The 25,370-nt window shown below is 72.0% G+C and carries 22 protein-coding genes and 1 pseudogene; 12 read left to right on the top strand and 11 right to left on the bottom strand.

The window, feature by feature from the left end; genetic code table 11:
• Positions 1-319: 319 nt before the first annotated feature.
• Positions 320-640, top strand: coding sequence for a WhiB family transcriptional regulator (locus AB0C19_RS11985; RefSeq protein ID WP_357183286.1), 321 nt, complete (start codon positions 320-322; stop codon positions 638-640).
• Between the two features lie 6 nt (positions 641-646).
• On the opposite strand, the gene AB0C19_RS11990 is transcribed toward AB0C19_RS11985, so the two are convergent.
• From AB0C19_RS11990 to AB0C19_RS12000, 3 genes and pseudogenes are all read right to left on the bottom strand, one after another.
• The gene (locus AB0C19_RS11990) at positions 647-1,795 is read right to left on the bottom strand and encodes an ArsA-related P-loop ATPase (protein WP_357183289.1); all 1,149 of its coding nucleotides are present in this window, start codon (positions 1,793-1,795) and stop codon (positions 647-649) included.
• A gap of 56 nt (positions 1,796-1,851) precedes the next feature.
• Positions 1,852-2,829 (bottom strand): ArsA-related P-loop ATPase, encoded by a 978-nt coding sequence (locus tag AB0C19_RS11995; RefSeq protein ID WP_357183292.1) that lies wholly within the window; start codon positions 2,827-2,829, stop codon positions 1,852-1,854.
• A gap of 26 nt (positions 2,830-2,855) precedes the next feature.
• Positions 2,856-3,344 (bottom strand): annotated as a pseudogene (locus AB0C19_RS12000) (hypothetical protein); the annotation flags it as partial.
• Between the two features lie 681 nt (positions 3,345-4,025).
• On the opposite strand from AB0C19_RS12000, the gene AB0C19_RS12005 reads away from it, so the two are divergent.
• From AB0C19_RS12005 to AB0C19_RS12035, 7 genes are all read left to right on the top strand, one after another.
• The gene (locus AB0C19_RS12005) at positions 4,026-4,508 is read left to right on the top strand and encodes a hypothetical protein (protein WP_357183295.1); all 483 of its coding nucleotides are present in this window, start codon (positions 4,026-4,028) and stop codon (positions 4,506-4,508) included.
• A gap of 44 nt (positions 4,509-4,552) precedes the next feature.
• On the top strand, positions 4,553-4,708 hold the full coding sequence (locus AB0C19_RS12010; RefSeq protein WP_007466198.1) for a DUF4177 domain-containing protein: 156 nt from the start codon (positions 4,553-4,555) through the stop codon (positions 4,706-4,708).
• Positions 4,705-5,166, top strand: coding sequence for a RidA family protein (locus tag AB0C19_RS12015; protein ID WP_357183298.1), 462 nt, complete (start codon positions 4,705-4,707; stop codon positions 5,164-5,166). Before AB0C19_RS12010 ends, AB0C19_RS12015 begins: the two co-directional genes overlap by 4 nt.
• 123 nt (positions 5,167-5,289) lie before the next feature.
• On the top strand, positions 5,290-6,126 hold the full coding sequence (locus tag AB0C19_RS12020) for an MBL fold metallo-hydrolase (protein WP_357183301.1): 837 nt from the start codon (positions 5,290-5,292) through the stop codon (positions 6,124-6,126).
• The gene (locus AB0C19_RS12025; protein WP_357183303.1) at positions 6,123-9,770 is read left to right on the top strand and encodes an adenylate/guanylate cyclase domain-containing protein; all 3,648 of its coding nucleotides are present in this window, start codon (positions 6,123-6,125) and stop codon (positions 9,768-9,770) included. Before AB0C19_RS12020 ends, AB0C19_RS12025 begins: the two co-directional genes overlap by 4 nt.
• 205 nt (positions 9,771-9,975) lie before the next feature.
• Positions 9,976-10,479 (top strand): hypothetical protein, encoded by a 504-nt coding sequence (locus AB0C19_RS12030; RefSeq protein WP_357183306.1) that lies wholly within the window; start codon positions 9,976-9,978, stop codon positions 10,477-10,479.
• A 30-nt stretch (positions 10,480-10,509) separates the two neighbouring features.
• On the top strand, positions 10,510-12,006 hold the full coding sequence (locus AB0C19_RS12035; RefSeq protein WP_357183309.1) for a serine/threonine-protein kinase: 1,497 nt from the start codon (positions 10,510-10,512) through the stop codon (positions 12,004-12,006).
• Here the strand turns inward: AB0C19_RS12035 and AB0C19_RS12040 are convergent.
• Complete coding sequence (locus AB0C19_RS12040) at positions 11,993-12,334, bottom strand: hypothetical protein (RefSeq protein ID WP_210780781.1); 342 nt, start codon at positions 12,332-12,334, stop codon at positions 11,993-11,995. The genes AB0C19_RS12035 and AB0C19_RS12040 overlap by 14 nt on opposite strands.
• A gap of 168 nt (positions 12,335-12,502) precedes the next feature.
• Between AB0C19_RS12040 and AB0C19_RS12045 the strand changes: the two genes are divergently transcribed.
• Together AB0C19_RS12045 and AB0C19_RS12050 are read left to right on the top strand one after the other, a co-directional pair.
• Complete coding sequence (locus tag AB0C19_RS12045) at positions 12,503-13,444, top strand: transporter substrate-binding domain-containing protein (RefSeq protein WP_357183312.1); 942 nt, start codon at positions 12,503-12,505, stop codon at positions 13,442-13,444.
• Positions 13,441-14,652, top strand: coding sequence for a hypothetical protein (locus AB0C19_RS12050; protein ID WP_357183314.1), 1,212 nt, complete (start codon positions 13,441-13,443; stop codon positions 14,650-14,652). The genes AB0C19_RS12045 and AB0C19_RS12050 overlap by 4 nt, the downstream gene beginning before the upstream one ends.
• 23 nt (positions 14,653-14,675) lie before the next feature.
• Here the strand turns inward: AB0C19_RS12050 and AB0C19_RS12055 are convergent, their stop codons facing one another.
• Positions 14,676-15,113, bottom strand: a complete 438-nt coding sequence (locus AB0C19_RS12055) for a DUF3592 domain-containing protein (protein WP_357183317.1) — start codon at positions 15,111-15,113, stop codon at positions 14,676-14,678.
• 98 nt (positions 15,114-15,211) lie between these two features.
• Between AB0C19_RS12055 and AB0C19_RS12060 the strand changes: the two genes are divergently transcribed.
• Both AB0C19_RS12060 and AB0C19_RS12065 read left to right on the top strand, forming a co-directional pair.
• The gene (locus AB0C19_RS12060; protein ID WP_238682335.1) at positions 15,212-15,559 is read left to right on the top strand and encodes a PadR family transcriptional regulator; all 348 of its coding nucleotides are present in this window, start codon (positions 15,212-15,214) and stop codon (positions 15,557-15,559) included.
• Entirely contained in the window at positions 15,556-16,569 is a 1,014-nt protein-coding gene (locus tag AB0C19_RS12065; RefSeq protein ID WP_357183320.1) for a hypothetical protein, read from the top strand. The genes AB0C19_RS12060 and AB0C19_RS12065 overlap by 4 nt, the downstream gene beginning before the upstream one ends.
• A gap of 158 nt (positions 16,570-16,727) precedes the next feature.
• On the opposite strand, the gene AB0C19_RS12070 is transcribed toward AB0C19_RS12065, so the two are convergent.
• The 6 genes from AB0C19_RS12070 to AB0C19_RS12095 all read right to left on the bottom strand — a co-directional run bounded on the left by AB0C19_RS12070 (position 16,728) and on the right by AB0C19_RS12095 (position 25,334).
• Positions 16,728-17,891, bottom strand: a complete 1,164-nt coding sequence (locus AB0C19_RS12070; protein WP_357183323.1) for an acyl-CoA dehydrogenase — start codon at positions 17,889-17,891, stop codon at positions 16,728-16,730.
• Entirely contained in the window at positions 17,888-19,885 is a 1,998-nt protein-coding gene (locus AB0C19_RS12075; RefSeq protein WP_357183325.1) for a biotin carboxylase N-terminal domain-containing protein, read from the bottom strand. Before AB0C19_RS12075 ends, AB0C19_RS12070 begins: the two co-directional genes overlap by 4 nt.
• A 128-nt stretch (positions 19,886-20,013) precedes the next feature.
• Positions 20,014-21,615: a carboxyl transferase domain-containing protein gene (locus tag AB0C19_RS12080; protein ID WP_357183328.1), complete on the bottom strand. Its 1,602-nt coding sequence runs from the start codon at positions 21,613-21,615 to the stop codon at positions 20,014-20,016.
• Between the two features lie 55 nt (positions 21,616-21,670).
• Complete coding sequence (locus AB0C19_RS12085; RefSeq protein WP_357183331.1) at positions 21,671-22,867, bottom strand: acyl-CoA dehydrogenase family protein; 1,197 nt, start codon at positions 22,865-22,867, stop codon at positions 21,671-21,673.
• The gene (locus AB0C19_RS12090; protein WP_357183333.1) at positions 22,864-24,540 is read right to left on the bottom strand and encodes an acyclic terpene utilization AtuA family protein; all 1,677 of its coding nucleotides are present in this window, start codon (positions 24,538-24,540) and stop codon (positions 22,864-22,866) included. The genes AB0C19_RS12085 and AB0C19_RS12090 overlap by 4 nt, the downstream gene beginning before the upstream one ends.
• On the bottom strand, positions 24,537-25,334 hold the full coding sequence (locus AB0C19_RS12095) for a TIGR03084 family metal-binding protein (RefSeq protein WP_357183336.1): 798 nt from the start codon (positions 25,332-25,334) through the stop codon (positions 24,537-24,539). Before AB0C19_RS12095 ends, AB0C19_RS12090 begins: the two co-directional genes overlap by 4 nt.
• Between the last annotated feature and the right edge of the window lie 36 nt (positions 25,335-25,370).

Consider the following 25,370-nt stretch of genomic DNA (forward strand, 5'->3'; position numbering starts at 1 on the left):
TGCTAAACGCACGACCCCCGGTGCTTGGTTGCGTGTGACCCGGCGTGAGTCTCCTCCGATTCGGTGAGGCGGCGCAGCGTTATCGCCGAGCTCGGCGGGGTAACCGGCGGTCGAAGGCCCGGGAAGCCGGGAGTGTCCGGAATGATGGATTTCGTCGACAACGTTGCGTAATCAGTCGACTACAGAGCATGATGGGGGCGGCGACAGCGCCACATGTCGTCCGTGCCGCCTTGGGGAAGGCGAGCGGGCGATCGGGGGGAATTGCCGGCTGGCGTGCATCGACGAGGTCGGTAGGTACTGCAAGGGGGGACGTGTACACATGGGCATGATCACTGACTGGCCGTCGCTGGCGGCGTGTCAGAACGGGGACCCGGACGCGTTGTTCGTACAGGGCGCCGAACAGAACGTGGCGAAGCGGATCTGCCGGAGCTGCCCAGTTCGGTACGAGTGCCTGGCCGACGCGTTGGACAACCGGATCGAGTTCGGTGTGTGGGGCGGCATGACCGAACGCGAACGGCGGGCGCTGCTGCGTCGACACCCGCAGGTGACGAGCTGGCGCAAGATGTTCGAAGCCGCGATGAAGAAGAACAGCAAGGACAAGGCTGGAAAGGACAAGATCCTCGTCAGTGCGACCAACTGACGACGGTCACGGCCGGCTGATCGCCGCGCCGATCGTCCGTAGCCCGTCGACGTCGTGCACGTCGGCGGGCTGCGCCGTCACCGACACCGCCGGCACCGCCGGGAACGCCTTGGTGAACCGCGCGGCTACCTGCTGCTCGCGTACCGCCTGGCGAGCCAACGCCGCGTGCGCCCGCAGCACGTCGGCGGTGGCCTCATGCCCACCCAGCTCGGTCAGCCGCTCGGCGGCGACCCGGCTCTGCTCGGCGTCCAGCTCCGGAACCGCCGGGCGGTGCACCCGGTTGAGCACCAGGCCGGCCAGCGGCATCCGCTCGTCCCGCAGCCGGCCCGCGAAGTAGGCGGCCTCCCGGACCGCGTCCGGCTCCGGCGTCGCGACCAGCAGAAAGGCCGTCTCCCGTGCCTGCAGGATGCGGTACGTCTGCTCGGCGCGCTGCCGGAAACCACCGAACATCGAATCGAGTGCCGCCACGAAGCCGGACAGATCGGTGAGCAGTTGCGCGCCGAGCACCTTCTGCACCACCTTCGAGAACATCCCGAACGAGGCCGTGACCAGGCTGAACATGCTCCGACCGCCGCTGCGCGCCGGGGCCAGCAGCAGTCGCAGCATCCGGCCGTCGAGGAAGCGGGAGAGCCGCGCCGGCGCATCCAGGAAATCCAGTGCCGAGCGGGACGGTGGAGTGTCCACCACGATCAGGTCCCACTCGCCCCGGGCGTGCAACTGGCCCAGCTTCTCCATCGCCATGTATTCCTGCGTGCCGGCGAAGGTCGAGCTCATCGCCTGGTAGAACGGGTTCGCGAAGATCTCCGCGGCCTTCGTCGGGTCGGTGTGTTGCAACACCACGTCGTCGAAGGTGCGCTTCATGTCCAGCATCATGGCGTGCAGCTCGCCGCCGCTGGCCTCGACGTCGATCCCCTTGACCTGGCGCGGCGTGTTGTCCAGCTCGGTCAGGCCCAGCGACTGGGCCAGCCGGCGGGCCGGGTCGATGGTGAGCACCACGGTGCGCCGGCCGTGGTGCTCGGCTGCCCGCAGCGCCAGCGCCGCGGCCGTGGTCGTCTTTCCCACTCCGCCGGCACCGCAGCACACGACGATCCGCACGCCCGGGTCGGCGAGGATCTGGTCGACGTCCAGCTGCGGCGCCGCGTCTTCGGAAGGCACCAATCGAGCGTATCGGGCCGGTGGGTCCGCGCGCCCGTGCTGCGCTCAGGTGTGAGTCATTCGGCGCGGAGGAGCGCCTCGGCCAGCGTCGCGAGCCCCGCCCGATCAACCCCGTCGGGCAGCAACGGCAGCTCGATCATCGGCAGCCCCAACTCCACCAGGTCGGCGCGGAGCGAATCCTCCAGTTCGCGCCGGATGAGCTGGTCACGCGCCTCATCGTGCAACCCGGCCACGATGTCCCGATCGGCAGGCAGCCCGGCGGCGACCAGCCCGCGCCTCAGCTCCGCGGCGGTGACCGCCGCTCCGGCGGGCAGCGGCGGTCGGACCCCGTTGACGAGCACCTTCCCCACACCGAAGCCGAGGGCGGTCAGGTCGGCGATCGCGTCGACCGTCTCCTGGATCGGCATCTCCTCCAGCAGCGTGACCACGTGCACAGCTGTCATCGGGGACCGCAGCAACGCCGCGACCCCCTCGCTCTGGGTCTTGATCGGGCCCACCTTGGCCAGTCGGGCGGTCTCTGCCGTCACGTTGAGGAACCGGCCGATCCGCCCGGTCGGCGGGGCGTCCAGAACCACCGCGTCGTACGCGCGCCGCTGCCCGGTGGTGCGGGTGGTGGCCTCCTTCACCTTGCCGGTGAGGAGGACGTCCCGCAGGCCGGGCGCGATGGTGGTGGCGAAGTCGATGGCGCCGAGCTTGCGCAGCGCCCGGCCTGCCGCGCCCAGTTTGTAGAACATGTCCAGGTACTCGAGCAGCGCCTCCTCGGCGTCCACAGCGAGCGCGCGCACCTCACCGCCACCCGGCGCGTCGGCGAGGTGCCGCTCCTCGTAGGGCAGCGACTCGATGCCGAACAGCTGGGCGATGCCCTGCCGCCCCTCGACCTCGACCAGCAGGGTGCGCCGGCCGCCGGCGGCGAGCGCGAGGGCCAGCGCCGCCGCCACGCTGGTCTTACCGGTGCCGCCCTTGCCGGTCACCACGTGGAGACGGGCGGGCCATCCGGTACCGGCCGGGTCGATCGGACGCTCAGCTGCACACACCCGTCGAGCCTATCCAGGCTGGGCGGTCAGGCGACCTCGCAGACCCACCAACCCGTCTTCTGCACCACAGTGAAGCGCAGCTCCTGGTCGGCCACCTTCTCGTCCGCGGTGGTCATCGTGAGCCGGGTGGAGACGGTGGCCCGTTCCCCGGTCTGGTTGTCCACCTTCGGGGTGGTCCACCGGAAGCGCGGGTTCTGGTAGGTGGAGGCGTACTTCTCCACCTCGGCAACCTTCGCGGCGATCTTGTCGTCGTCGCGGGAGGCGGCGCAGACGCGATCGGCCGCCTTTGCCGCGTCACGATCCTTGTAGACCGCGGTGAGGAACTCGTCGACGGCGACCGCCGGCTCCTTGGCGCCCTCGCCGGTCTCGGCATTGCGCAGGGTCAGGAAGGCCACAGCGCCACCCCCCACGCAGAGCACCATGATCACGACCAGGGCGATCGCCGCGATCAGCAGACCGCGCTTCTTCTTCGGCCCGGCCGTGCCCTGGTAGGGCGGATAGGCCGGCGGGGCCGGCGGAATGGACGAGGAGTTCGGGGCACCCGGCTGCGTCGGTGCGGCGGCCGAGGTGGGGCCGCCAGGCGCTTCCGGCTGCCCGGCACCGCTGGGCTGCCCGGGGAAGGTCGGCTGGCTGGGGCCGCCGGGCTGCCCGGGGAAGGCTGTTGAGGTGGGGGCGGCGGGAAGTGCCGGCTGGGCGGGGGAGGCGGGGAGAGCGAGCTGCCCGGGCTGCGGAGCGGGGGTCGGCTGGCTGGGGATCGTCGGCGCGGGCTGACCGGTGGGATCCGGGTGGGCCGGCGGGTGAGCGGGTGTGCCGGCCTGGTCGCCGCTGGGCGGGTGGGTCATGTCGTTCCCCCAGGGGTGCGGCGCCCGCCGCCACCCCTGGCGCCGAGCGTGATCGAGCGGGCGGCCGGGCGCAGCGCGACCGTCCGACCGGAAGGGTAGCGGTCGATGACCGGATCGGTGTCGCCCCTGCCTGCCGAGCGGCCCCAGCGATCCGGTGAGCGGTACCCGCGTCGGTTTCGGTGTCGTGCCCCCGACCTGCGGTGTGTCGCATATGTGACTGTTGGTGACCTCTTGTGCGCGTCCTGTTGGCGGGACCGCAGCCACAGACCTACCTTCGTCCCGGTGCGGGGGCCGGAACGGACGAACGGGTCCGGGCCGGAAGCATGGTCCGAGAGGTACGACCGGAGGCAGTGCATGCGCGACGCGGACAACATCCCTCGCACCCAGTTCCCGACGAACGACCGGCCCCGCCGGCTCGGGTCCGTGGTCGAGGCCGGCGGGCAGGTCACCAACCAGTCGATCAACGAACGGTCGTACCGCCGGATGCCGGAGCAGGCGGAGACGGCCCGGGTGCCGAGCCAGCCCGCCGAGCGGACCCGTGAGGACGACGAGCCGGGCTTCGTCATCCACCTGCCGATCCGGGTGCCGAATCTGGCGGCGGCGACCGTGCTGGCCGGCCGGGTCGCGGTGTCCCTGGGCTTCCTGCCCGAGTTGGACGCCGGTGAGACCACAGTCTCCAACGCCGACGATCAGAACAACCGGCACCGTGTCTTCTGCGACCTGCTGCTGCCCGACCGGTCCCGCTGCCCCCAGGGGTACGAGCACGAGGGGCGCTGCGGGGAGCTGCCGGCCGCGCCGGAGCAGCGTCCCGTACCTCGTCCGGCCAGCGGACCGTAGGCTGTCCCTCGAACAATTCCGCACCGAGAGGGAGCCCTTCAGCGATGCAGAAGTGGGAATACTCCACGGTCCCGCTGCTGGTCCACGCGACCAAGCAGATCCTCGACAACTGGGGCGAGGACGGGTGGGAGCTCGTCGCCGTGGTCCCCGGCCCGAATCCGGACCAGCTGGTCGCCTACCTGAAGCGGCCCAAGGCGTGAGCAACGGTCCGCACGCGAAGCTCGCCGAGCTGGGTCTCGACCTGCCCGAGGTCGTGCCGCCGGTGGCCACTTACGTCCCGGCCGTGCAGTCCGGCCAGCATGTGTACGTTTCCGGCCAGTTGCCGATGGCCGAGGGCAAGTTGCTGGCGACCGGCAAGGTCGGCGCCGGGATCTCCGCCGAGCAGGCGAAGGATCTGGCCCAGCGGTGCGCGCTCAACGCGCTGGCCGCTGTCGACTCGCTGGTCGGCCTGGAGAACGTGGTGAAGGTGGTCAAGGTGACCGGGTTCGTGGCCTCCGCGCCCGGCTTCACCGGTCAGCCCGCCGTGATCAACGGTGCCTCGGATCTCTTCGGCACCGTCTTCGGGGAGGCCGGCCGGCACGCGCGCAGTGCCGTGGGTGTGGCCGAGCTGCCGCTGGACGCCCCGGTGGAGATCGAGCTGATCGTCGAGGTCGCCTGACGCGTCCCCATCGCCCCGCGATCTTGCACTTCCGGCTCGGACGAAAGCCCTGAACCGGGATGAATCAGGGGTCGCATGTGCAAGATCGTGGGGTGTGGCGGGCGGGGTCGTACGATCGCAGCCATGAGCGGGCACGTGACGGGGGCGGTGGCGGCGCTTGCCGACGAGTTGCCCCGCTGGGTTTCACTGCTGCGTGCGCCGAACCCGGGGCCGATGACCCTCGACGGCACCAACACCTGGGTGCTGCGCGCCCCGGCGGCCGAGTCAGGCATCGTGGTCGACCCGGGGCCGGCGGACGAGGGGCACCTGACCCGAATCGCCGAGCACGGCCCGGTCGGGCTGATCCTGATCACCCATGGCCACCCCGACCACACCGAGGGCGCGGCCCGGCTGAGTGAGCTGCTCGGCGGCGTGCACGTGCTCGCCGCCAACCCGGCGCACACCATCGGCGGCGAGCCGCTGACCGAGCCGGGCGAGCACTTCGGCGGCTTCGGTCTGCACATCAGTCTGTTGCAGACGCCAGGGCACACCGCCGACTCGGTCTGTTTCCTCGTCGAGCACGGCGACGAGCGGGTGGTGCTCACCGGTGACACCATCCTCGGCCGGGGCACCACGGTGGTCGCCCATCCCGACGGGCACCTCGGTGACTACCTGAGCAGCCTGGAGCTGCTGTCCACGTACCGGGGGATCCCGGCGCTGCCTGGACACGGCCCCGCGCTGGCCGACTGCGCCGCCGCCGCCGACTTCTACCTCGCCCACCGCCGGGCCCGGCTCGACCAGGTCCGGGCGGCGGTCGCCGCCGGCGCACACACCCCCGCCGACGTGGTCGCGACGGTCTACGCGGACGTGGACCGCTCACTCTGGTGGGCGGCCGAATGGTCGGTTCGGGCCCAGCTGGAGTATCTGGGCGTCGACACCGGGGAATCCGCGCCCGGGGTCAGTGGGTTGGAGCACATGTGACCTGCCCCGTGTGTGGAACCGTTGCCGTTCCCGGCGCGCGGTTCTGCCACAACTGTGGCGCCGCGCTGCCGGCCGCCGCCACGTTGCCGGCGGCCGAGCGCCGGGTGGTGACCGTGCTCTTCGGTGACCTCTCCGAGTTCACCTCCTGGTCGGAGGATCTCGACCCGGAACGCGTCGGCGCGGTCACCGACCGGGTGCTCGCTGCCCTCGCCGGTGCGGTGAAGACGTTCGGCGGGCACGTCGACAAGCTGACCGGGGACGGCATCATGGCGGTCTTCGGCGCCCCAGTGGCGCACGAGGACGACGCCGAACGCGCCGTCCGGGCCGCCCTGTCCATGCAACGGGCCGTCCGCCGGGTGCTCGACGACGAGCGGGGCGGCGGCGCGCCGCTCGGGCTGCGGGTCGGCCTGAACACCGGCGACGTCATCGCGGGCATCCAGGCCGCTATTGAATACACGGTCATCGGCGACACTGTGAACACAGCGGCCCGGCTCGCCGACGCCGCCGCCGTCGGGGCCGTCTACGCCGGTGGTCGTACCGCCGCGGCCACCAGGCACGTCTCCTCCTGGCGGGCGCTGCGCCCACTGCGGCTCAAGGGCAAGCGTGAGCCGGTCGAGGCGTACGAGCTGCTGGGTCTGCTGGACGCGCCGGGCACCCGCTCGGGGCTCGGCGACGAGGCACCGTACGTCGGCCGGGAGACGGAGATCGGTCGGGTCGCCGGCCGACTCGCCGAGGTGATCGACCAGGGCGACCCACGGGTGCTGCTCATGACCGCCGAGGCGGGCATCGGCAAGTCCCGGTTCGCCGCCGAGGTGGAGCGCCTCGCCGCCGGGTACGACGTCGGTGCTGGCCGGTACGCGGCGCACACCGGGGCCCGGGTCCTCTCGGTGCGCTGTGCCGCGTTCGGGGAGCGGCGACGGCTCGCGCCCCTGGCCGATCTGGTGCGGGCCGCCGTCGGTCTGCCCAGCGACGCGTCCACAGCGCTGACCCGCCCGGCGGTCGAGGAGCGGCTGCGCCGGCTCGGGCAGCGGCTCGCCCGCTCTGGTGCGGAGACACCGCCGATCGCCACGGAGCAACTGCTGGCCCTGCTCGGCTACGCCGAACTCCCGGCGCACGGTGGCAGCGACAGCGGCGAGTGGGGCGGATCGGGCACTCCGGCCGCGGACGCCGAGGTGGTGCCGAACGCCGTCGCCGACCTGCTCAGCGGGCTCGCCTCGGAGGCGCCGCTGGTGATCGTGGTGGACGACCTGCACGATGCCACCGCCGAGACGATCGGTGCCCTCGGGTTGACCCTGTCCAAGCTCACCGGCCCGGTGCTGGTGCTGCTGCTCGGCCGCCCCGAGCTGGTGCGTACCGCTGGCGCGCTGACCAGGGTCGCGGACGCCGAGGTGCACTCGCTGCCGCCGCTGCGCGGTGCCGACGCGGCCCGGCTGCTCACCAGTTACCTCGGCGGCGGCAAGCTGCCGCAGGCCGACACCGACCGTTTGCTCGCCACCGCGCAGGGCAATCCGTTCTACCTGGCCGAGCTGGTCACCCTGCTTATCGAACGGGGGGCGCTCACCACCGAATCAGTGCGCGGTGCCGCCTCGACACGGGGTGCCGCAGTGGATCGGGCCGGCTCCGGCGAGCGGGAGCAGAGCGGGTCGACCGGCTGGCGGCTGGTGCCCGGCTCGCTGGGCAGTCGGCTGCTCTCCCGGGACCTCGCCGCTGTGCTCGCGGCCCGGATCGACGCGTTGCCGCCGGACGCCCGGTCGGTGCTGCGCGACGCCGCGGTCACCGGTGACACGGTGCCGACCGGCGCGCTGGAGGCGATGCGGGAGCAGCGCGGCGGTCGCGACGGTCGGCCGTCGGCGGTGGTCGCCGTCGAACTCGACCGGGCGGTCGAGGAGTTGCTGCAACGCCGCATGCTGCACCGCTCGCGCGCTGGCTACTCGTTCGCCACACCGCTCATGCGGGAGGCCGCGTACGCCGGGGTGAGCAAGGCCGAGTTGGCCGAGCGACACGCGGCGTTGGCCCGCTGGGCGGCGCCGGTGGACGAGACCACGGTCAGCACTGTGGGCGGGTTCACCGACGAGGCCCGGGACGACTTCGTGGCGACGCACGTCGAGCGGGCCGCCACGCTCGCCGACGCGGTGAAGCTGCGCCCGGACGCGCCGGCCCGGGCTGTGGTTCCGCTCGGCGTGGCCGCGCTCGGCCGGGCCGCCCGCCGGTCGCTCTCCGGCGGTGAGCCGGCAATGGCCGTCGAGTACGCCGAGCGCGCCACCGAACTGGCCCGCGACGGGGTGCCGGCAGCCGACCGGGTGGTGCACGCGCGGGCGTTGCTCCAGGTAGGCCGGGTCTCCGACGCGTTGGCGTACGCCGAGAAGATCGCCGCGAACGCGGGGGACGAGGTCACCCGGGTCAGCGCCCTGCTGTTGGCGGGGCAGGCCCAGGAGACCCTCGGTGATCAGGGCCGGGCGGTGACCGCCTGGCAGGAGGCGTTGCAGGTGGCCACCGAGGGGCGGCTGCCCACGCAGCGTGCCACGGCGATGCGCCGGCTCGGCATGGCCGACTTCGTGGCGGGCCGGCTGAGTCAGGCGAGCAGCCGGTTGGCGGCCGCGTACCAGGTCAGCCTCGGTGCGCAGGACCGACGCGGGCAGGCGTGGTCACTACAGAACCTGGCCTGGGTGACCACCACCCGGGGTGACTTCGCCGGAACCGACGCGGTGCTCGGCCGGGCCGCCAGGCTCTTCGCCGAGCTGAAGGACCCGTACGGTCGGGCCTGGCTGCGCGGCACCACTGCGTTCGCCCGGCTGCTCGCCGGTCGACTGCGCGAGGCGTGTCGGATGGCGCAGGTGTTCCTGCCGTTCGGCGAGCGGGTCGGTGAGGCGTGGGCGGTGGGCACGTTGCGCGCGGTGGCGGCGTTCGCCACGGCCGAGCTGGGTGACCTGGTCGAGGCTGACCGGGAGGCCCGGCGGGCGTACCGGGAGTTCGCCGCCGTGTCCGACGACTGGGGGCGCGGTTTCGCCCTGGTGGTCCGGGCGGTGGTGGCGCGCGGGTTGGGCGAGCCGGAGCACGCGGCGGACCTGCTCACCGACGCCCTGGCGTACGCGGAGCGCACCTCGCATCCGCTGCTCACCGGGATGGCCGGCACACTGCGCGGTTTCGTCGCGTTGGACATGGGCGACTGCGAGACTGCCGAGCGGGTGGCCCGCGCGGTGCTGACCGCCGTGGAGCCGCACAATCCGCAGGCCCCGGCGCAGGTGGCGCCCCGGGTGTTGCTGGCGACGGCCCGTCTCGCCGCCGGCGACTCGGCGACCGCTGTCGGGCTGCTCGCCCCGGTGGCCACGGCCGCCGCGAACGCACCGTCGCTGCTCTTCTCCCGTCGTCAGACGATGGCTCAGTACGCTGCGGCGCTGCTCGCTCATGGTCAGCGGGAGCAGGCGTTGGACTGGGCCCGCCGGGCGGTCACCGCACCGGCCGAGGACGTGCGCAGCCAGGTGATCGCGGCGAGTGTGCTGGCCGAGGCGCTGGCCGCCTGCGGTCGTCCGGCGGAGGCGCTGTCCTGCGCGCAGGAGGCGGTCCGCCTGGCGTACGCCACCGAGCAGCGCAGCGAACGAGCCGCAGCCGACGCTCTCCACACCCGCCTGACCGCCCCTGTCTGACCCCCTCACCCTCCGCTGTTGATCAAGAGGTTCGCGTCAGGATCCGGGCCGCCGGTGACCGAAAGCTCTTGATCAACGCGGCCCGGGGGGTGGGGTGCAGGTTTTGCCGGTTCTGGGGATGTGGTGGTCGGGGGGAGCGGCTAGCGTGTCACCACCGCGTACGGGTCCACAGTGGTGACCGTCGCCGTGCCTGGGGAGGCCCTTCATGAAGCTGCCGCGATCCATCGCGGGCTGGACCATCGCGGTCTTCGGCGTGTTGGCGCTGGTGATGGGCGCGGTTGGGCTGCTCTGGCCGGAGGCGCAGCTGCGCATGCTCGGGTTCGAGGTGCCCGCGACGCGGGCCGTCGGTGATCACACCGGGACGTTCCTGCTGGCGTCCTCGATGGCGGCCTTCAACATGGGCGTCTACTACCTGCTCGCCACGGTGACCGAGTGGCGGGCGTTCTACCGGTTCACTGTGGTCTTCCGGCTTGTCACGTTCACCGTGTTCACCATCGCGGTGCTGGCCGACATCGCTCCCGACCGGTTCTTCGGGGTGGCGGCGTGGGAAGGGCTGGGCGCCGTGGCCACCGCCGTCGGTCTGCGTCTGGACGCCCGGCGGGGCATCCCGCCCGGCGGGGTCGGATCGTCCGAGGGTTCCGGGTCGACTGCGGTCGCCGAGGAGGGTACCGGTCCCGCCGGTGCGGCTCCGGCGGACGCGGTGCGCTGAGCCATCGGTCGGGTTGGGTATTTTCGAGCGGTGACCGACACCCCGACCGGCGGCCTGCCAGTGCCGATCGTGCCCGGCCTGACTGATTTGCGGGTCTTTGCCCGGGGCGGGTACGCGACCGTCTACCAGGCCACCCAGATCTCGGTGGGTCGCGAGGTCGCCGTCAAAGTGGAAAATCGGACGCTGGACAGCGAGCGCGATCAGGCCCGCTTCCTGCGCGAGGCGCGGGCGGCCGGCCGGATGTCGTCCCACCCGCACGTGGTGGACCTCTTCGACGTGGGGGTCACTGTCGATCAGCACCCCTACCTGATCATGGAGCTCTGCGACGGCTCGTACGCCGAGCGGATGCGCACCTCGCCGCTCGGCCCGGTGGAGGCCCGCGACCTCGGCATCAAGATCGCGGACGCGCTGGCCCACTCGCACGCCGCCGGGGTGCTGCACCGGGACGTGAAGCCGGCAAACATCCTCCACTCGCACTTCAACTCGGCGGTGCTCGCCGACTTCGGGCTCGCCGTCCTCGCCGAGCACCGGGACGCCTCGGTCACCCTGGAGGTGCTCACCCCGGCGTACGCGCCGCCGGAGATGTTCAGCCACAGCCCGCCGTCGCCGGCCGTCGACGTGTACGCGCTCTGCGCCACCCTCTACGCGGTGATGCACGGCCGGCCGCCCCGCTGGCAGTCCGAGCGCAACCCGAGCCTGGTCACAGTGCTGGAGATGTTCAACCAGCCGCTCCCCGCCCTGCCCGGGGTGCCGGACGAGCTGATCGACGTGCTGCGCGTCGGCATGGCCAACGACCCGGCTGAGCGCCCCTCCGCCCTGGAGTTGCACGACCTGCTCAGCAACCTGCCGCTCGGCTCACCGGCGGCACCTGTCAGCGGCGCTCCGGTCAGCGGTGCCGCGACACTCTCCGGCCCGTACGCGGCCAGCCAGCCGGTGCCCCGATCGCCCATCGAGGACACTCAGCGAGCCGACCCCGCCGGTCGACGGTGGCGGCGTTGGCTCTTCGGCGGCGCCGGTGTGCTCGCGCTCGCCGCCTCCGCGACCGCCGGGGCCTGGGTCGCCGACCGGGCGCCACCAACCACCCCGTACCCGTCGGCCACCCAGATCGCCGCACCGGCGACCGGGCCGTTGCCCGGCTGCGCGACCGGCACCGGTGCGCCCACAGCCCTGCCCGAGGGTGCCCGGTGCCTGCCCGAGCTGGAGTGCTTCGGCCCGATGCGGATTCGCGGCAGCCGCGCCGAGGCGGCTCGGCTGTCCTGCGCCGGCCGACACACCTGGGAGACGTACGCCGAGGGCATCCTGCCGGTGTCGCTTGTCGGCGCCGACTATGAGGAGGTGGCCGCCGCCGAGCCGGTGCGACAGGTGTGCAGCACCACGACGTTCCGGGTGACCACCGGGATCGCCGAGCCGACCGGCTGGCACCTGGAGGTGCTACCGCCGATCGATGGGAGCATCGACAGGACCTACCGGTGTCTGGCGGGGCGCGGTGTGGACGCGCTCTCCGCACCCACGCTCACCGGCCGCTGAGCCCGTTCGACCCGCGTCGGCGGTCACGCACCGCACGCAACGCGTCCCTGGGGTCCAAGGCGTCGAGGGTGTCCGCGTCGATCCCGTACGGCATCAGCTCGGGCGGCCCGACGACTGCCGACCGGTCCGCCGGCTCCGGATCGTCGACCTGACGGGCGGCGGAGACCGCGACCCCGGCGACCATTGTCATCAGCACGCAGAGCAGCGCGAGAACCACGCCGAGGAGGTCCTGTCGGCGCCACACGACCAGCATGACCAGCGGCGCAAGGGCTCCCAGCGCCGCGAGCACCGCCACCGTGCGCGCATCGGGTCTGGACAATCGGCTCACCCGTCCAGCATGTCGTGACTACGCCGGCTGTCAACCGCAGAGCCGACCGCCGCGCCGATCGACGTCGATCCGAGCCGTCGACTCGGCAGGGGTCATCGCGCCCACACGGATTGGACAAGAACGGCTACTCTCGGTGTTCCGCAGGCCCTTCCGGTAGCGAGGTCGCCCATGAACTCACGCAGTTCGCAGTCCCGGCTCCGCTCGATCGCCTCGACGCTGGCGGTCGCTCTCACCCTCGTACTCGCCGCCGCGGCCGGTTGCGACAGCCGGAAAGAACCGGAACTGCCCTCAGTGCAGGAGAAGATGCGCGAGACGCACATCTACGGTCAGTCGAAGCTCCGCATCGGTGTCGCCACCAACGAGCCGCTGATGGGTGAGTTGCGAAACGGCCAGCACGTCGGGTTCGACGTCGAGATCGCCCGCTACGTCGCGGCCTCCCTCGGCTACGAGGGGGATCAGCGGCTGGAGTTCGTATCGGTGGCCACCGAGGACCGGATCCCGTCGCTGCAAGGTGGCACCGTCGACCTGGTGGTGTCCAGCTTCTCCATGACCGAGGACCGTAAGCAGTTGGTCAGCTTCGCCGGGCCGTACTTCGTCACCACGCAGGAGGTGATGGTGCCGGTTCGGCTCAAGGACAAGGTCCGCACCATCGAGGATCTGCGCGACCCGGCGTACAAGGTGTGCACCAGCGGCGGCTCCACCACCGAGGCCGAGTTGGAGAAGCACCAGGTCAAGACGTTCGTGGTCAAGGACGTCGGCGACTGCGTCGATGGCATCCGCAAGGGCCGGTACGACGCGGTCAGCTCCGACGAGTCGATCCTCGCCGGTTTCCTGGCCAGCTTCCCCAAGGAGTTCGAGATCGTGGACATGCCGTTCGGCACCAGCGAGTTGCTGGGCATCGGCGTGCCGATCGGTGATCCCGCGCTGCGCGACCTGGTCGCGTTCTTCCTGCAGAAGAGCTACGTGCAGGGCCGCGACGGCGACGCCAGCCCCTGGCAGACCGCGTACAACCGGACCCTGGGCCCCTGGCTGAAGGCCGAGAAGCGCCAGCCGCAGCCGCTGGAGGTACCGAAGCTCGTCGACTTCGACGACAAGGCGCCCGCGAAGTGAGCGCGGCACCGACCGCCACCAGCGGCGACGGGCCGGTCCCGCCACCCCGCACGTCAGTGCCCGGCAGCGACGCCGCGCCGGCAGTCGACGGTACGGCCGCAGCACCTCCGGCCGTCGATCGTTCAGCGGCCGGCGCAGGAGGTGACGTCGTCTGGCCGGCCGGAGTGCCGGTCGCCGAACCTGCCGAGCCGGTCGTCGCCGCGGTCGAGCCGGGGCGGGTCCGCTGGGATCCGGCGGAGCGGCGCGCCCGCGCCAGTCAGTCGTTCTGGACCGCAGTGGTGGGCGTACCGGCGATCTTCTCGGTGCTCCGCCTCGGCGTGGAGGCCGGCGGGGAGCTCCAGACCACGCTGCTGCTGGTGGCCAACGTCGGGCCGGTCAACCTGCTCGCCGGTTTCCTGACCACGGCGGCCCGGCTGCTCTCCACCGGGCTGGTCGCCGTCTTCGCGCTCGGCGCGGTACTGGCCGTCAGCGCGGATCGACTTCCGCCGGGCACCCGTCGCCGCCCGCTCTTCGCCCGCTGGGCCGACATCACCCCCGCCTGGGTGGTGCTTGCCAGCTTCCTCCTCGCCCTGATCACCTGGCCGTTGCTCTATCTGCCGTTGCTGTTGCCGGCGTTCGTGGCGGCGTTCCAACTGCGCCCGGGGCGGCTGCACGAGCGGGTGGTGCCCAGGCTGCTGCTGATCGGCGCGCTGCTCGCCGGCTACGGCTGGCTGATGCTGCCCACGATGCGCGAAGCGATGCGGCAGGGCGACGAGTGGCTGGCGCTGGTGCTCATCGTGCTACCTCCGCTGCTGGCCCTGTTCATCGCGGGGCCGCTGCCGGGCATGGTGATCCGACCGCTGGCGTCGGTGACCGAGGTGGCGGTGCTCGCCACCCTGATCTGGGCCGCCGTGCCGGTGATCACCACGCCGGTGTTGCCGCTGACAGTCACCACAGTGGGCCCGGAGAGTGGGCCCACCGAGGACGTACGCGGGCACGTGGTCACCACCGACGACGTCAACATGGTGATCCTTCAGGAGAAGGGCGGCGTCCGGTACGTCCCGGTCGGTCTGGTCCGCGCCCAGGTGCTCTGCCCGAGCGAGGAGGAACTGCCCCGCCACCAACTGCGCATTCACGATTTCCACGTCGAGGATTCGCTGTTGGAGGGCATGGGCCGTCGGGTCCGCCCGGTCCACCGCATCGACGCCGCCTGCCGTACCCCGGCCTGAGGGCCAGCCGAGGAGCGAAGCGGCTACCGTGCCCGGCGGTTGGCCCGTACGAGTGCGACGGTGGCCAGTGGCATGCTGACCGCGCCGAAGGCCGCGACGCCGGCGAGCAGGTAGGCGACGCGGTGGTTCTGCGGGGCGCGGCGGTCGGCGACCTCCGCCTCCGGGTCCTGCGGGTCGTAGACGATCGGGAGTTCGTCGCCCACCGTCGGAGCAGCACCGGGTGGCTCGTCGCCCTGACCGACAAGCGTCTGCGCCCGCCGCCCGTCCGGGGTCTCGAACTCGACGTGGATGCGACCCTTGTTGACCTTGACGACCTGGGCGGTGGCCTCCACCCCTCGGTCCTGCAGCGCCTGGTCATTGGTCCACACCGTCCAGGCGGCGATGGCGAAGCCGATGACGACGACGAGGCCGAGCCCGGCGAACAGTGGTGCCGGCGGGCGACGCGTTCGCAGCAGATCCATGCCGCTCCACATCTCCGGCGGGGCGGGCCGGTAAACACGACGCGAATTGCGGTGAGACGCGCTGCCGTATATACAGTCGGACGGTATATGCTGCGGCGATGGCGAAGGCTTCCATGCATGAGTCCACCTATCTGATCCTCACCGCACTCGTCGAGGCTCCACGGCACGGTTACGCCGTCCTCGAGGAGGTCCGCCAGATCTCCGATGGGCGGGTCGACCTGCGCGCCGGCACCCTCTATGCGGCCCTCGACCGGCTGCGGACCGAGGGCCTCATCGACATCGAGCGCGAGGAGCAGGTGCAGTCCAGGTTGCGCCGCTACTACCGACTCACGGCGTCGGGGGCGCAACGACTCGCCGAGGAGTCGGCGCGTCTGCGGAGCAACGCCGACGCGGCGAGCGTGCGACTGCGCCGCGCCGGTCTCATCGTCGACGGGGGTGCGGCATGACGTTGGAACACGGTTACCGGTGGCTGCTGGCCTGTTATCCCCGCGCCTACCGTCGGCAGTACGAGGACGAGCTGATCGGGGTGCTGCTGGACGACGCGTCACCGGGCCAGCGCAGGCCGGCGGCGCGGGACGTGCTCGCCCTGCTCGGCGGGGCGTTGCACGCGCATGTCCGCCAGGCTGGTGCGCGATTCTCGGGCGATGCGTGGCGGGAGGCGGCGCAGGCGCTCGGCCTGATCGCCGCGTTGATGTTGTTCGTGCGGGATGCGCGCGTTCCGGTGCTGCACCTCGCCATGTTCGCGGACGGCTATCCCGAGGGGTTGGGAGAACCGTTCGTCCTCTGGCCGGTCGGTTTCGTGGCGCTGCTGTGGCTCACCGTGGCGGTGTCGGCCGTGTTCGGGTGGGGCCGAGCGGCAGCCGCGATCGCCGTCTGTTGCGCGGCGTTCGAGGTGGTGCGGGTCGCCGAGGATTACGGGCAATATTCCACTGTGCGCAATCTCTGGCCCGCAGTGCTCGCCGCGATGGTTCCGCTGGTGCTCGCCGTCCGTGCTCCCCGTTCCGCCGCGGCTTCCCTCGCGCGCTGGCGACTCGGCACGCTGACGGCGGCGACGCTAATCAGCGTCGGTGCTCCGAGCATCGCCCAGGTGACTGGTGCTGATGACGCGACGACTCCCGTTTACGGCACGTGGATCTTCACCGTCGGCGTCGGCCGGATCGAGGCGATCCTGCTGACGGCGGGATACCTGCTCTTCGCCCTTGCCATCCTGTCGACGCCAGCGGTGTTGCGGCGGCGCCTGCTCGCACTTGTGGTTCCGGTGGGCGTCACGCTGCTGCTCACCCGGGTGGGGTTCAGCGCCACTGGGACGTTCCTGGGGCGTTCCACCCACGACGGTGTGCTCGCTGCGCTCACGCCCGCGCAGTGGCTGGTGTTGGTGCTGACGCCCACGCTGTTCTTCGGGTTGGCAGTGGCGATCCTGCACCGCCGGGAGCGGCCGGGCAGACAAGGAGCGTGAGGAGGCCGCGCCACGCAGCCTGAGCAGAGGATCGACTCGGTTTTCAGGAAGTCGGGGGGTCCTTGGCCCTCGGACCCCCCGACTTCAAGGAAACCGAGTCGATCTTGCAGGCAGGCAGGCAGGCAGGCAGGCAGGCAGGCAGGCAGGCGGGGCGGGCGTCAGTACGACTTGTCCTGGCCGAGGACGTGTTGGGCAACGAAGTTGAGGATCATCTCGCGGCTGACCGGGGCGATCCGGCCGGCCCGGACCGCGCCGAGCAGGGTCGCCACCCCGTACTCGGTGGTCATGCCGGCCCCGCCGAGCACCTGCACTGCGGTGTCCACGGCGAGCGCGGCGGCCTCCCCGGACGCGTACTTGGCCATGTTGCCGGCCACTCCGGCCTCCAGGTCGCGGCCGGCGTCGTACAGGGTGGCCGCCTTCTGAATCATGAGGCGGGCCAGCTCCACCTGCACCGCCGCGTGGGCCAGCGGATGCGACACCCCCTGGTGTGAGCCGATGCTCCGACCACCCCAGACCTTGCGGGTGGCCGTGTACTCGCTGGCCCGCTCGATGGCGTACCGGCCGGTGCCGGCACCCATCGCGGCCACCGTGATCCGCTCCGGGTTGAGCCCGGCGAAGAGCGCCGGCAGCCCGGCGTCCAGCGACTCACCGAGCAGCGCGTCGGCGGGCACCCGCACGTCGTCCAGGTAGAGCAGGAACTGGTTCTCCGGGGACACGATCTCCATGTCCAGCTTGGACCTGGTCAGCCCGGCCGCGTCGGTCGGAACCAGGAACAGTGCCGGCTTCAGCTTGCCGGTGGAGGAATCCTCGGTGCGGGCCACCACCAGCACGTGACCGGCCTCGTCGACGCCGGAGATGTAGCACTTGCGGCCGTTGAGCAGCCAGCCGTCGCCGTCGCGGCGAGCCACGGTGCCGAGCCTGTGGAAGTTGGAACCGGCCTCCGGCTCGGTGATCGCGAAGACGATCTTCTGGGAGCCGTCGGCGAGGCCCGGCAGGTGCCGCTTGCGCTGTTCCTCGGTGCCGTGCCGACTGAGCACCGTCGCCGCGATGGCGGGGGAGACCACCAGCAGCAGCAACGGGCAACCCGCCGCCGCCAACTCCTCGCAGACGATGGCCAGCTCGGTGATGCCGCCGCCTCCGCCGCCGTACTCGGTGGGGATGTTGACCCCCAGGTAGCCGAGCCGCCCGGCCTCCGCCCACAGTTCGGTGGTGTGTTCGCCGGCCCTCGCCTTCTCGACGAAGTAGGAGTGGCCGTACCGGCGGCCCAACGCCCGCACGGCGTCGCGCAGCTGATCCTGCTCGGGGGTGAGATCGAAGGTCATCGGGGGTCCTTTTCGTCGACAACGGCCAACACGGCGCCCGTCTGCACCTGACCGCCGGTCGGCACCGGCAGCTCGGCGACCACGCCATCGATCGGGGCGAGCACGGGATGTTCCAGCTTCATCGCTTCCAGCGTGAGCAGCAGATCGCCGGCCGTGACCCGCTGGCCTACCTGGACGTGCACCCGGGTCACCACGCCGGGCAGTGGCGCGAGTAGCGACCCGGCCGCCACCGCCGCGGTGGGCAGCGGGAGACGCGGCAGCTCGGCCAGGCTCGCCGCCCCGTCCGGGCCGTCCACGAAGACAGCGGACCCCACCCGGTGTACGCGGTACGCGCGCCGAACTCCGTCGACGTCGAGCACCACCCGGTCCGGGGTGACCTCGACCAGCGCCACGGCAGGTGCCGTCGGCCGCTCGGCGGACTCCTCGGCCGCAGAGGTGCTGGACCAGTCGGCGAGCCGGCCGGCCCGGTCCAACCGGTAGCGGATCTCGATCTCGTCGCCGTCCGGCCCGACGAAGCGGCTGACCTGCGGGACTGCGGGCACGTTGCGCCAACCGGAGGGGAGCCCGCCCAGCACCGGCGCGGTCGCCCGGCGGTGCGCGGCGCCCGCCAGCGCGGCGGCGAGGGCGGTGAGTGGGACCTGGTTGGCGGGGAGGAGCGGGGCGAAGACCTCCGGGTGCTGGTCCAGGAAACCCGTGTCGATCTCCACGGCGGCGAACGCGGGGCTGCGCAGCACCCGGACCAGCAGGTCCCGGTTGGTGGTCACCCCATGCAACTCGGACCGGGCCAGAGCGCCGGCCAGCAGCCGGGTCGCCTCCGCGCGGGTACGACCCCAGGCGATCACCTTCGCGAGCATCGAGTCGTAGTGCACCCCGACCACCGAACCGGCCACCACACCCGAGTCGAGCCGCAGACCCGGCCCGGCCAGCCCACCGAACTCGGCCGCCACCGCGCCGACGCTGAACCGGTACAGGGTCCCGGTGGCCGGCCGCCAACCCGCCGCCGCGTCCTCGGCGCAGAGGCGTACCTCGATCGCGTGTCCGGTGCTCTCCGGCAGGGTCGCCGGCAGCGGCTCGCCCTCGGCGACGAGCAGTTGTAGGCCCACCAGGTCCAGCCCGGTGCACAACTCGGTAACCGGATGCTCCACCTGAAGTCGGGTGTTCATCTCCAGGAAGAAGAACTCACCGCCCGGGGCGAGCAGAAACTCCACAGTCCCCGCGCCCAGGTAGTCGACAGCGCGCCCGGCGGCCACCGCCGCCTCGTGCAACGCCGTCCGCACCCGCTCGGACACGACCGCCGGCGCCTCCTCGACGATCTTTTGGTGGCGCCGCTGGATCGAGCACTCCCGGTCACCGAAGGCCACCACTCGGCCGTGGGCGTCACCGAAGATCTGCACCTCGACGTGCCGGCCGCGCTCGACGTACCGCTCGATGAACACGGTGCCGTCGCCGAACGCGGCAGCCGCCTCGCGGCGCGCGGAGGCGACCGCCTCGGCCAGTTCGTCGGCGGTCCGGACGATCCGCATGCCCCGGCCACCGCCGCCAGCGGACGCCTTCACCAGCACCGGAAAGTCAGTGATCTCGTCGGTGTCGGTCCAGCTCGGCAGCATCGGCACGCCCGCCTCGGCGAGCAGTGCCTTCGCCGCGAGCTTGTCGCCCATCGCGGCGATCACCTTGGGCGGCGGGCCGACCCAGGTCAGTCCCGCGTCGGTCACCGCCGCCGCGAACTCGGCGTTCTCGGCGAGGAACCCGTAGCCGGGGTGGACGGCGTCCGCGCCGCTGCGGCGGGCCGCGTCCAGGATCAGGTCGACCCGCAGGTATGTCTCGGCCGGTGAACTCCCCGGCAGGCGTACGGCCTGGTCGGCCTCGGCCACGAACGGCGCGTCGGCGTCGGCGTCCGAGTGCACGGCGACGGTCTGCACGCCCACTGCGCGGCAGGTGGCGAAGACCCGACGGGCGATCTCGCCCCGGTTGGCCACGAGCAGTCTGTTGATCATGGTGCCCTGAGCCTGCCTTTCGTTCGCGACTGCGGGACTCCGCTTCGCTGCGTTCCTCGCGCTCACGGTGCCTGCCTTGTGTTCGCGACTGCGGGACTCCGCTTCGCTGCGTTCCTCGCGCTCACGGTCTACATCCGGAAGACGCCGAAACCGTCGGCGCCCTTCACCGGTCCGCTGTGGATCGCCGAGAGGCAGAGCCCGAGGACGGTCCGAGTGTCCCGGGGGTCGATCACCCCGTCGTCGTAGAGCCGGCCGGAGAGGAAGAGCGCGCCGGACTGCGACTCGATCTGCTGCTCGACCATCAAACGCATCGCCGCGTCGGAATCCTCGTCGTAGTCGCGCCCCCGTGCGGCAGCCGCCTGCCGGGCCACGATCGACAGCACCCCGGCGAGCTGCGCCGGGCCCATCACCGCCGACTTCGCGTTCGGCCAGGTGAACAGGAACCTCGGCTCGTACGCCCGGCCGCACATGCCGTAGTTGCCGGCGCCGTAGGAGGCACCCAGGTTCACCGTCAGGTGCGGCACCGTCGAGTTGGACACCGCGTTGATCATCAGGGCGCCGTGCTTGATGATGCCGCGCTGCTCGTACTCGGTGCCCACCATGTAACCGGTGGTGTTCTGCAAGAAGATCAACGGGGTGTCCGAGGCGTTGGCCAACTGGATGAACTGGGCCGCCTTCTGCGCCTCCGCGCTGAACAGCACCCCTCGGGCGTTCGCCAGCACCCCCACCGGATACCCGTGCAACTCGCCCCAACCGGTGACCAGCGCGTCCCCGTACGCCGGCTTGAACTCGTCGAAGTCGCTGCCGTCCAGGATCCGGGCCAGCACCTCCCGGGGGTCGAACGGCACCTTCAGGTCGGCGCTGGTGATGCCGAGCAGCTCCTCCGGGTCGTACTTCGGTGGCTGCGGCACCGCCGTCCGCGGCGACGGGCCCTGCTTGCGCCAATTCAGTCGGCGGACGCACTGCCGGGCCAGCCGGATGCCGTCCCGCTCGTCGGCGGCCAGGTAGTCGGCGAGCCCGGACGTGCCGGCGTGCATCGCCGCGCCACCCAGCGACTCGTCGTCGGTGACCTCGCCGGTCGCCATCTTCACCAGCGGCGGACCGGCCAGGTAGACCTGTGACCGGTCCCGAATCATGATCACGTGGTCGGACATCCCCGGCACGTACGCGCCGCCGGCCGTGGCGTTGCCGAAGACCACGCTGACAGTGGGGATGCCGGCCGCCGAGAGCCGGGTGAGGTCACGGAACACCCGACCACCGGGAATGAAGATCTCCGCCTGGGTGGGCAGGTCCGCCCCGGCCGACTCCACCAGGTTGACCATGGGCAGCCGGTTGGCCAGGGCGATCTCACCCGCCCGCCGGGTCTTGGCGAGCGACCACGGGTTGACGGCGCCGCCGCGTACCGTCGGGTCGTTGGCGACGATCAGGCACTCCACGCCCTCGACCACCCCGATGCCGGTGACCACGCTGGCCCCGACCGGGAAGTCCGAGCCGTACGCGGCGACCGGCGACAACTCCAGGAACGGGCTGTCGGCGTCCACCAGCAGCTCGATCCGCTCCCGGGGGAGCAGCTTGCCGCGCGCGTGGTGCCGGGTCACGTACTTCTCGCCACCACCCGCCCGCGCCTGGTCCAGCGCGGCGTCCAACTCGGTCAACCGCTCCAGCAACGCCGCTCGGTTCGCCAGGTACGAGGGCGCGGACGGGTCGACTGCGCTGTCCAGTGTGGTCACCGTGCCTCCTTCGTTCGCGACTGCGGGGCTCGCAGACCCGGCTCACTCCTCGCGCTCACAGGCCCATGCCTTTCGCGATGATCTCGTTCATGATCTCGGTGGTACCGCCGCCGATGCCGAGGATCCGTGCGTCGCGGTAGTGCCGCTCCACCTCGGCGTCGCGCAGGTAGCCGAACCCGCCGTGCAGCTGCAACGCCTGGTCGACGACGTGGTCGCAGGCGGCCACCGCCACGTTTTTCGCCATCGCCACCTCGGTCACCACCGGCTCGCCGGCGGCCACCCGACCCGCGACCTGGTGCACGTACGACCGGGCGGCCTCGGCCCGGGTGTGCATCTCGGCCAACCGGTGCCGGATGAGCTGCCGGCTGGCCAGCGGACGCCCGAAGGTCTCCCGGTCCCGGCACCAGCGCACCGCCAACTCGACGCAGCGCTGCGCCGTCGCGTACGCCTGGGTCGCCAGCGACAGCCGTTCCGCCGCGAAGTGCTGCATGATCGCCAGGAAGCCGGTGTTCTCCGCGCCGATCCGGTTGGCGACCGGCACCCGCACGTCAGCGAAGGACAGCTCGGCGGTGTCCGAGCAGTGCCAGCCCAGCTTCTCCAACCGGCGTCCCACAGTGAACCCGGGCGACCCCTTGTCGATGACCAGCAGTGTGAGTTCACCGCTGCCGGGGAAGTCGGTACACACCGCAGTGGTCACGAAGTCGGCCCGGTGCCCGCTGGTGATGTACGTCTTCGACCCGTTCACCACGTAGTGGTCGCCATCGCGGCGTGCGGTCGTGCGGATGCCAGCCACGTCCGAACCGCCGTCCGGCTCGGTGATGGCCAGCGCGCCGATCATCGTGCCGGACAGCGTGGGTCGCACGTACCGTTCGATCAGGCTGTCGTCGGCCGGGGCCGAGACGCCACCGAGCCGACCGCCCAGCGAGCCGCCGGTGCGGGCACCGGCCGCCGCGACCATGTGCGGCAACGCGATTCCGTGCGTGAACAGGGCCGCCACCAGCCCGGACGAGCCACCGGAGCGGATCAGCTCCTCGGTCACGATGATCGAGTCGAGCAGGTCACCGCCGCTGCCACCTACCGACTCCGGGAAGCCGATGCCGAGCAGTCCGAGCTTCGCGGCGGTCGCGTGCAGCGCCCGGGGCACCTCGCCGGCCCGCTCCCAGTCGTCCAGGTGCGGCAACACCTCCCGGGTCACGAACGCCCGGGTCAGCTCGCGTAGTTGCCGGCGCTCCGGGGTGTCCACGATGCTCATCGGGATGCCCCGGTCGGTAGGTCGGCTGGCAGGTCGACGATGCGGGCGCGCAGCAACTCGCCGAGTGCCTTGGCCTGTGGGTCGAACCGGGTGGACGCGGCCACCCCGGCGCCGAGCAGACCCTCGATCACGAAGTTGACAGCGCGCAGGTTCGACAACTCGTAGCGCCGCACCGACAGCGGGGCGGTCTCCGGCACCAGCTCAGCCAGCCGTTCGACTGTCAACCAGGTCCGCAGCCACGCGTACCCGGCATCGGAACGCGCCCAGACGCCGAGGTTGGCGTCCCCGGCCTTGTCCCCGGATCGTGCGCCGACCACCTCGCCGAGCGCCCCGCGTCGGGTCGGGCCGTCGACCGCCGAGTCGCCACCCGGGGCTGAGTCGTCCGGCGAGGTGGGGGCGGTGCGGATCGGCGGGGCGATCGGCACCCGCTCGCCACCGGGTAGCACCGCGACGTGCGCCACCGCGTCCTGCGGCACCGCGTCGGCGGTGAAGACGCCGTACGGTGTCGCGTCACCGGGCAGTGTGGTCAGCGTGCAGCCGGGGTACGAGGCCAGGGCCAACTCCACAGCGGCGGCCGAGAACGCCCGCCCGACCCGCGCCTTGTCGCCGTCGCGCAGGTGTACGTGAAGCAGGGCGCTGGCCGCCTCGGTGTCGACGGCGTCCGGATGGTCGGTCCGGGCCAGCGTGAACTCCAGCCCGTCCTTGCCCACCGCCTCCTCGACCTGCCCCCGGACCAGTGCCGCCTTCGCCTCGACGTTCAGCCCGCAGAGGACGAACGTCATCGAGTTGCGGAAGCCGCCGAGGTTGTTGACGCCCACCTTCAGCGTGGCCGGCGGCGGTGTGCCCCGTACGCCGAAGATCCGGACTCGGTCCGCCCCGTCGGGGTGCAGCGTCACAGTGTCCAGTCGGGTGACCACGTCCGGCCCAAGGTACGCAAGCCCACCGATCTCGTAGAGCAGTTGGGCGGTGACCGTCTCCACTGTGACCGCGCCGCCGGTGCCCGGATGCTTGGTGACCACCGAGGAGCCGTCGCTGTGCACCTCGACGATCGGGAACCCGGGCCGGTGGCCGCCGTCGGGCAGCTCGGTGAAGAAGCTGAAGTTACCGCCGGTGACCTGCGCGCCGCACTCGACGAGGTGCCCCGCGACGGTGGCCCCGGCCAGCTCGTCGAGGTCGTCGCGGCCCCACCCGTACCGGGCGATGGCCGGGCCGACCACCAGCGACGCGTCGGTGACCCGGCCGGTGACCACCACGTCCGCGCCAGCGTCGAGGCAGGCGGCGATCCCGAACGCGCCGAGGTAGGCGTTGGCGCTCAACGCGTCCGGTCGCTGGATGGTGTCGCCCTCGACGTACCCGACCCGTGTCGGCAGGCCGAGCCGGTCGGCGAGCTTCTCGATGGCGGCGGCCAGGCCGGCCGGGTTCAGCCCGCCGGCGTTCGTCACGATCCGCACCCCCCGGTCGAGGGCGGTGCCGAGGCAGGTCTCCAGTTGCCGCAGGAACGTCTTCGCGTAGCCCAGGTCGGGGTCGCGCAGGCGGTCCCGGGCAAGGATCAGCATGGTCAACTCAGCGAGGTAGTCGCCGGTAAGCACGTCCAGCTCACCACCGTCGAGCATCTCCCGCCAGGCGGTGAAGCGGTCGCCGTAGAAGCCGGAGGCGTTGCCGATGCGGATCATGCCCGTACCCCGATCCCGCCGGCCGGCTGCCGGCCATCACCCGGCGGCCCGGCGAAGGCCTGCGCCACGTCGAGCCACTCGTCGGCGACCGCCCCGGTGGCGACCAGAGCGAGGTCCGCGCGGTGTCGGCGCTGGGTGACCAGCAGGCAGAAGTCCCGAGCCGGGCCGGCGACCCGGTCGGCGGCGTCCGTCGGACCCCAGCTCCAGGCCTCCCCGCCGGGCCCGACCAGCTCGACCCGGACCGGCGCCGTCGGTGCCTCCCGGCCGTGCGCGGCGAAGCCGTGTCCGAGGGTACGCACGCCCAGGTGCGCCACGTGCCGGAGTCGGTCGCTGTCGGGGCGGATCACGCCGAGGGCGTCGGCCACGTCCGCGCCGTGCGCCCAGGTCTCCATGATCCGGGCGGTGGCCATCGAGGTGGCCGACATCCGGGTGCCGTACCACGGCAGTCTGCCACCGGCCGGAACGGCAGCCAGTGCGTCGACGAGCGCGGTTCGCCCGGCCCGCCAATGGGTCAGCAGCTCGGCTGGCGGGGCGAGGAACTCCTCGGCGCCGACGTCGACGAGTCGGGTCACGTCCGGAGCGGCGGTGACCGTCGCGTAGAACGCCTCGGGATCGGTCGCGGCCAACAGCGCGACGTGGTCGGTCCAGGCGAGGTGGGCGATCTGATGCCCAATGCTCCAGCCCGGCGCGGGGGTCGGCCTCGCCCAGTCGGCCACGGGCAGGGGCGCCACCAGGGCGTCCAGCTGGGCGGACTCGTCGGCCAGGTCCGTGAGCAGGTCGCTGAGGTCGACCATGGTGCCTCCGGTCGGTGGTGGCCGGTGCGGCCGGCG

The organism is Micromonospora sp. NPDC048842, assembly GCF_040649935.1.
GTDB lineage: Bacteria > Actinomycetota > Actinomycetes > Mycobacteriales > Micromonosporaceae > Micromonospora > Micromonospora hortensis.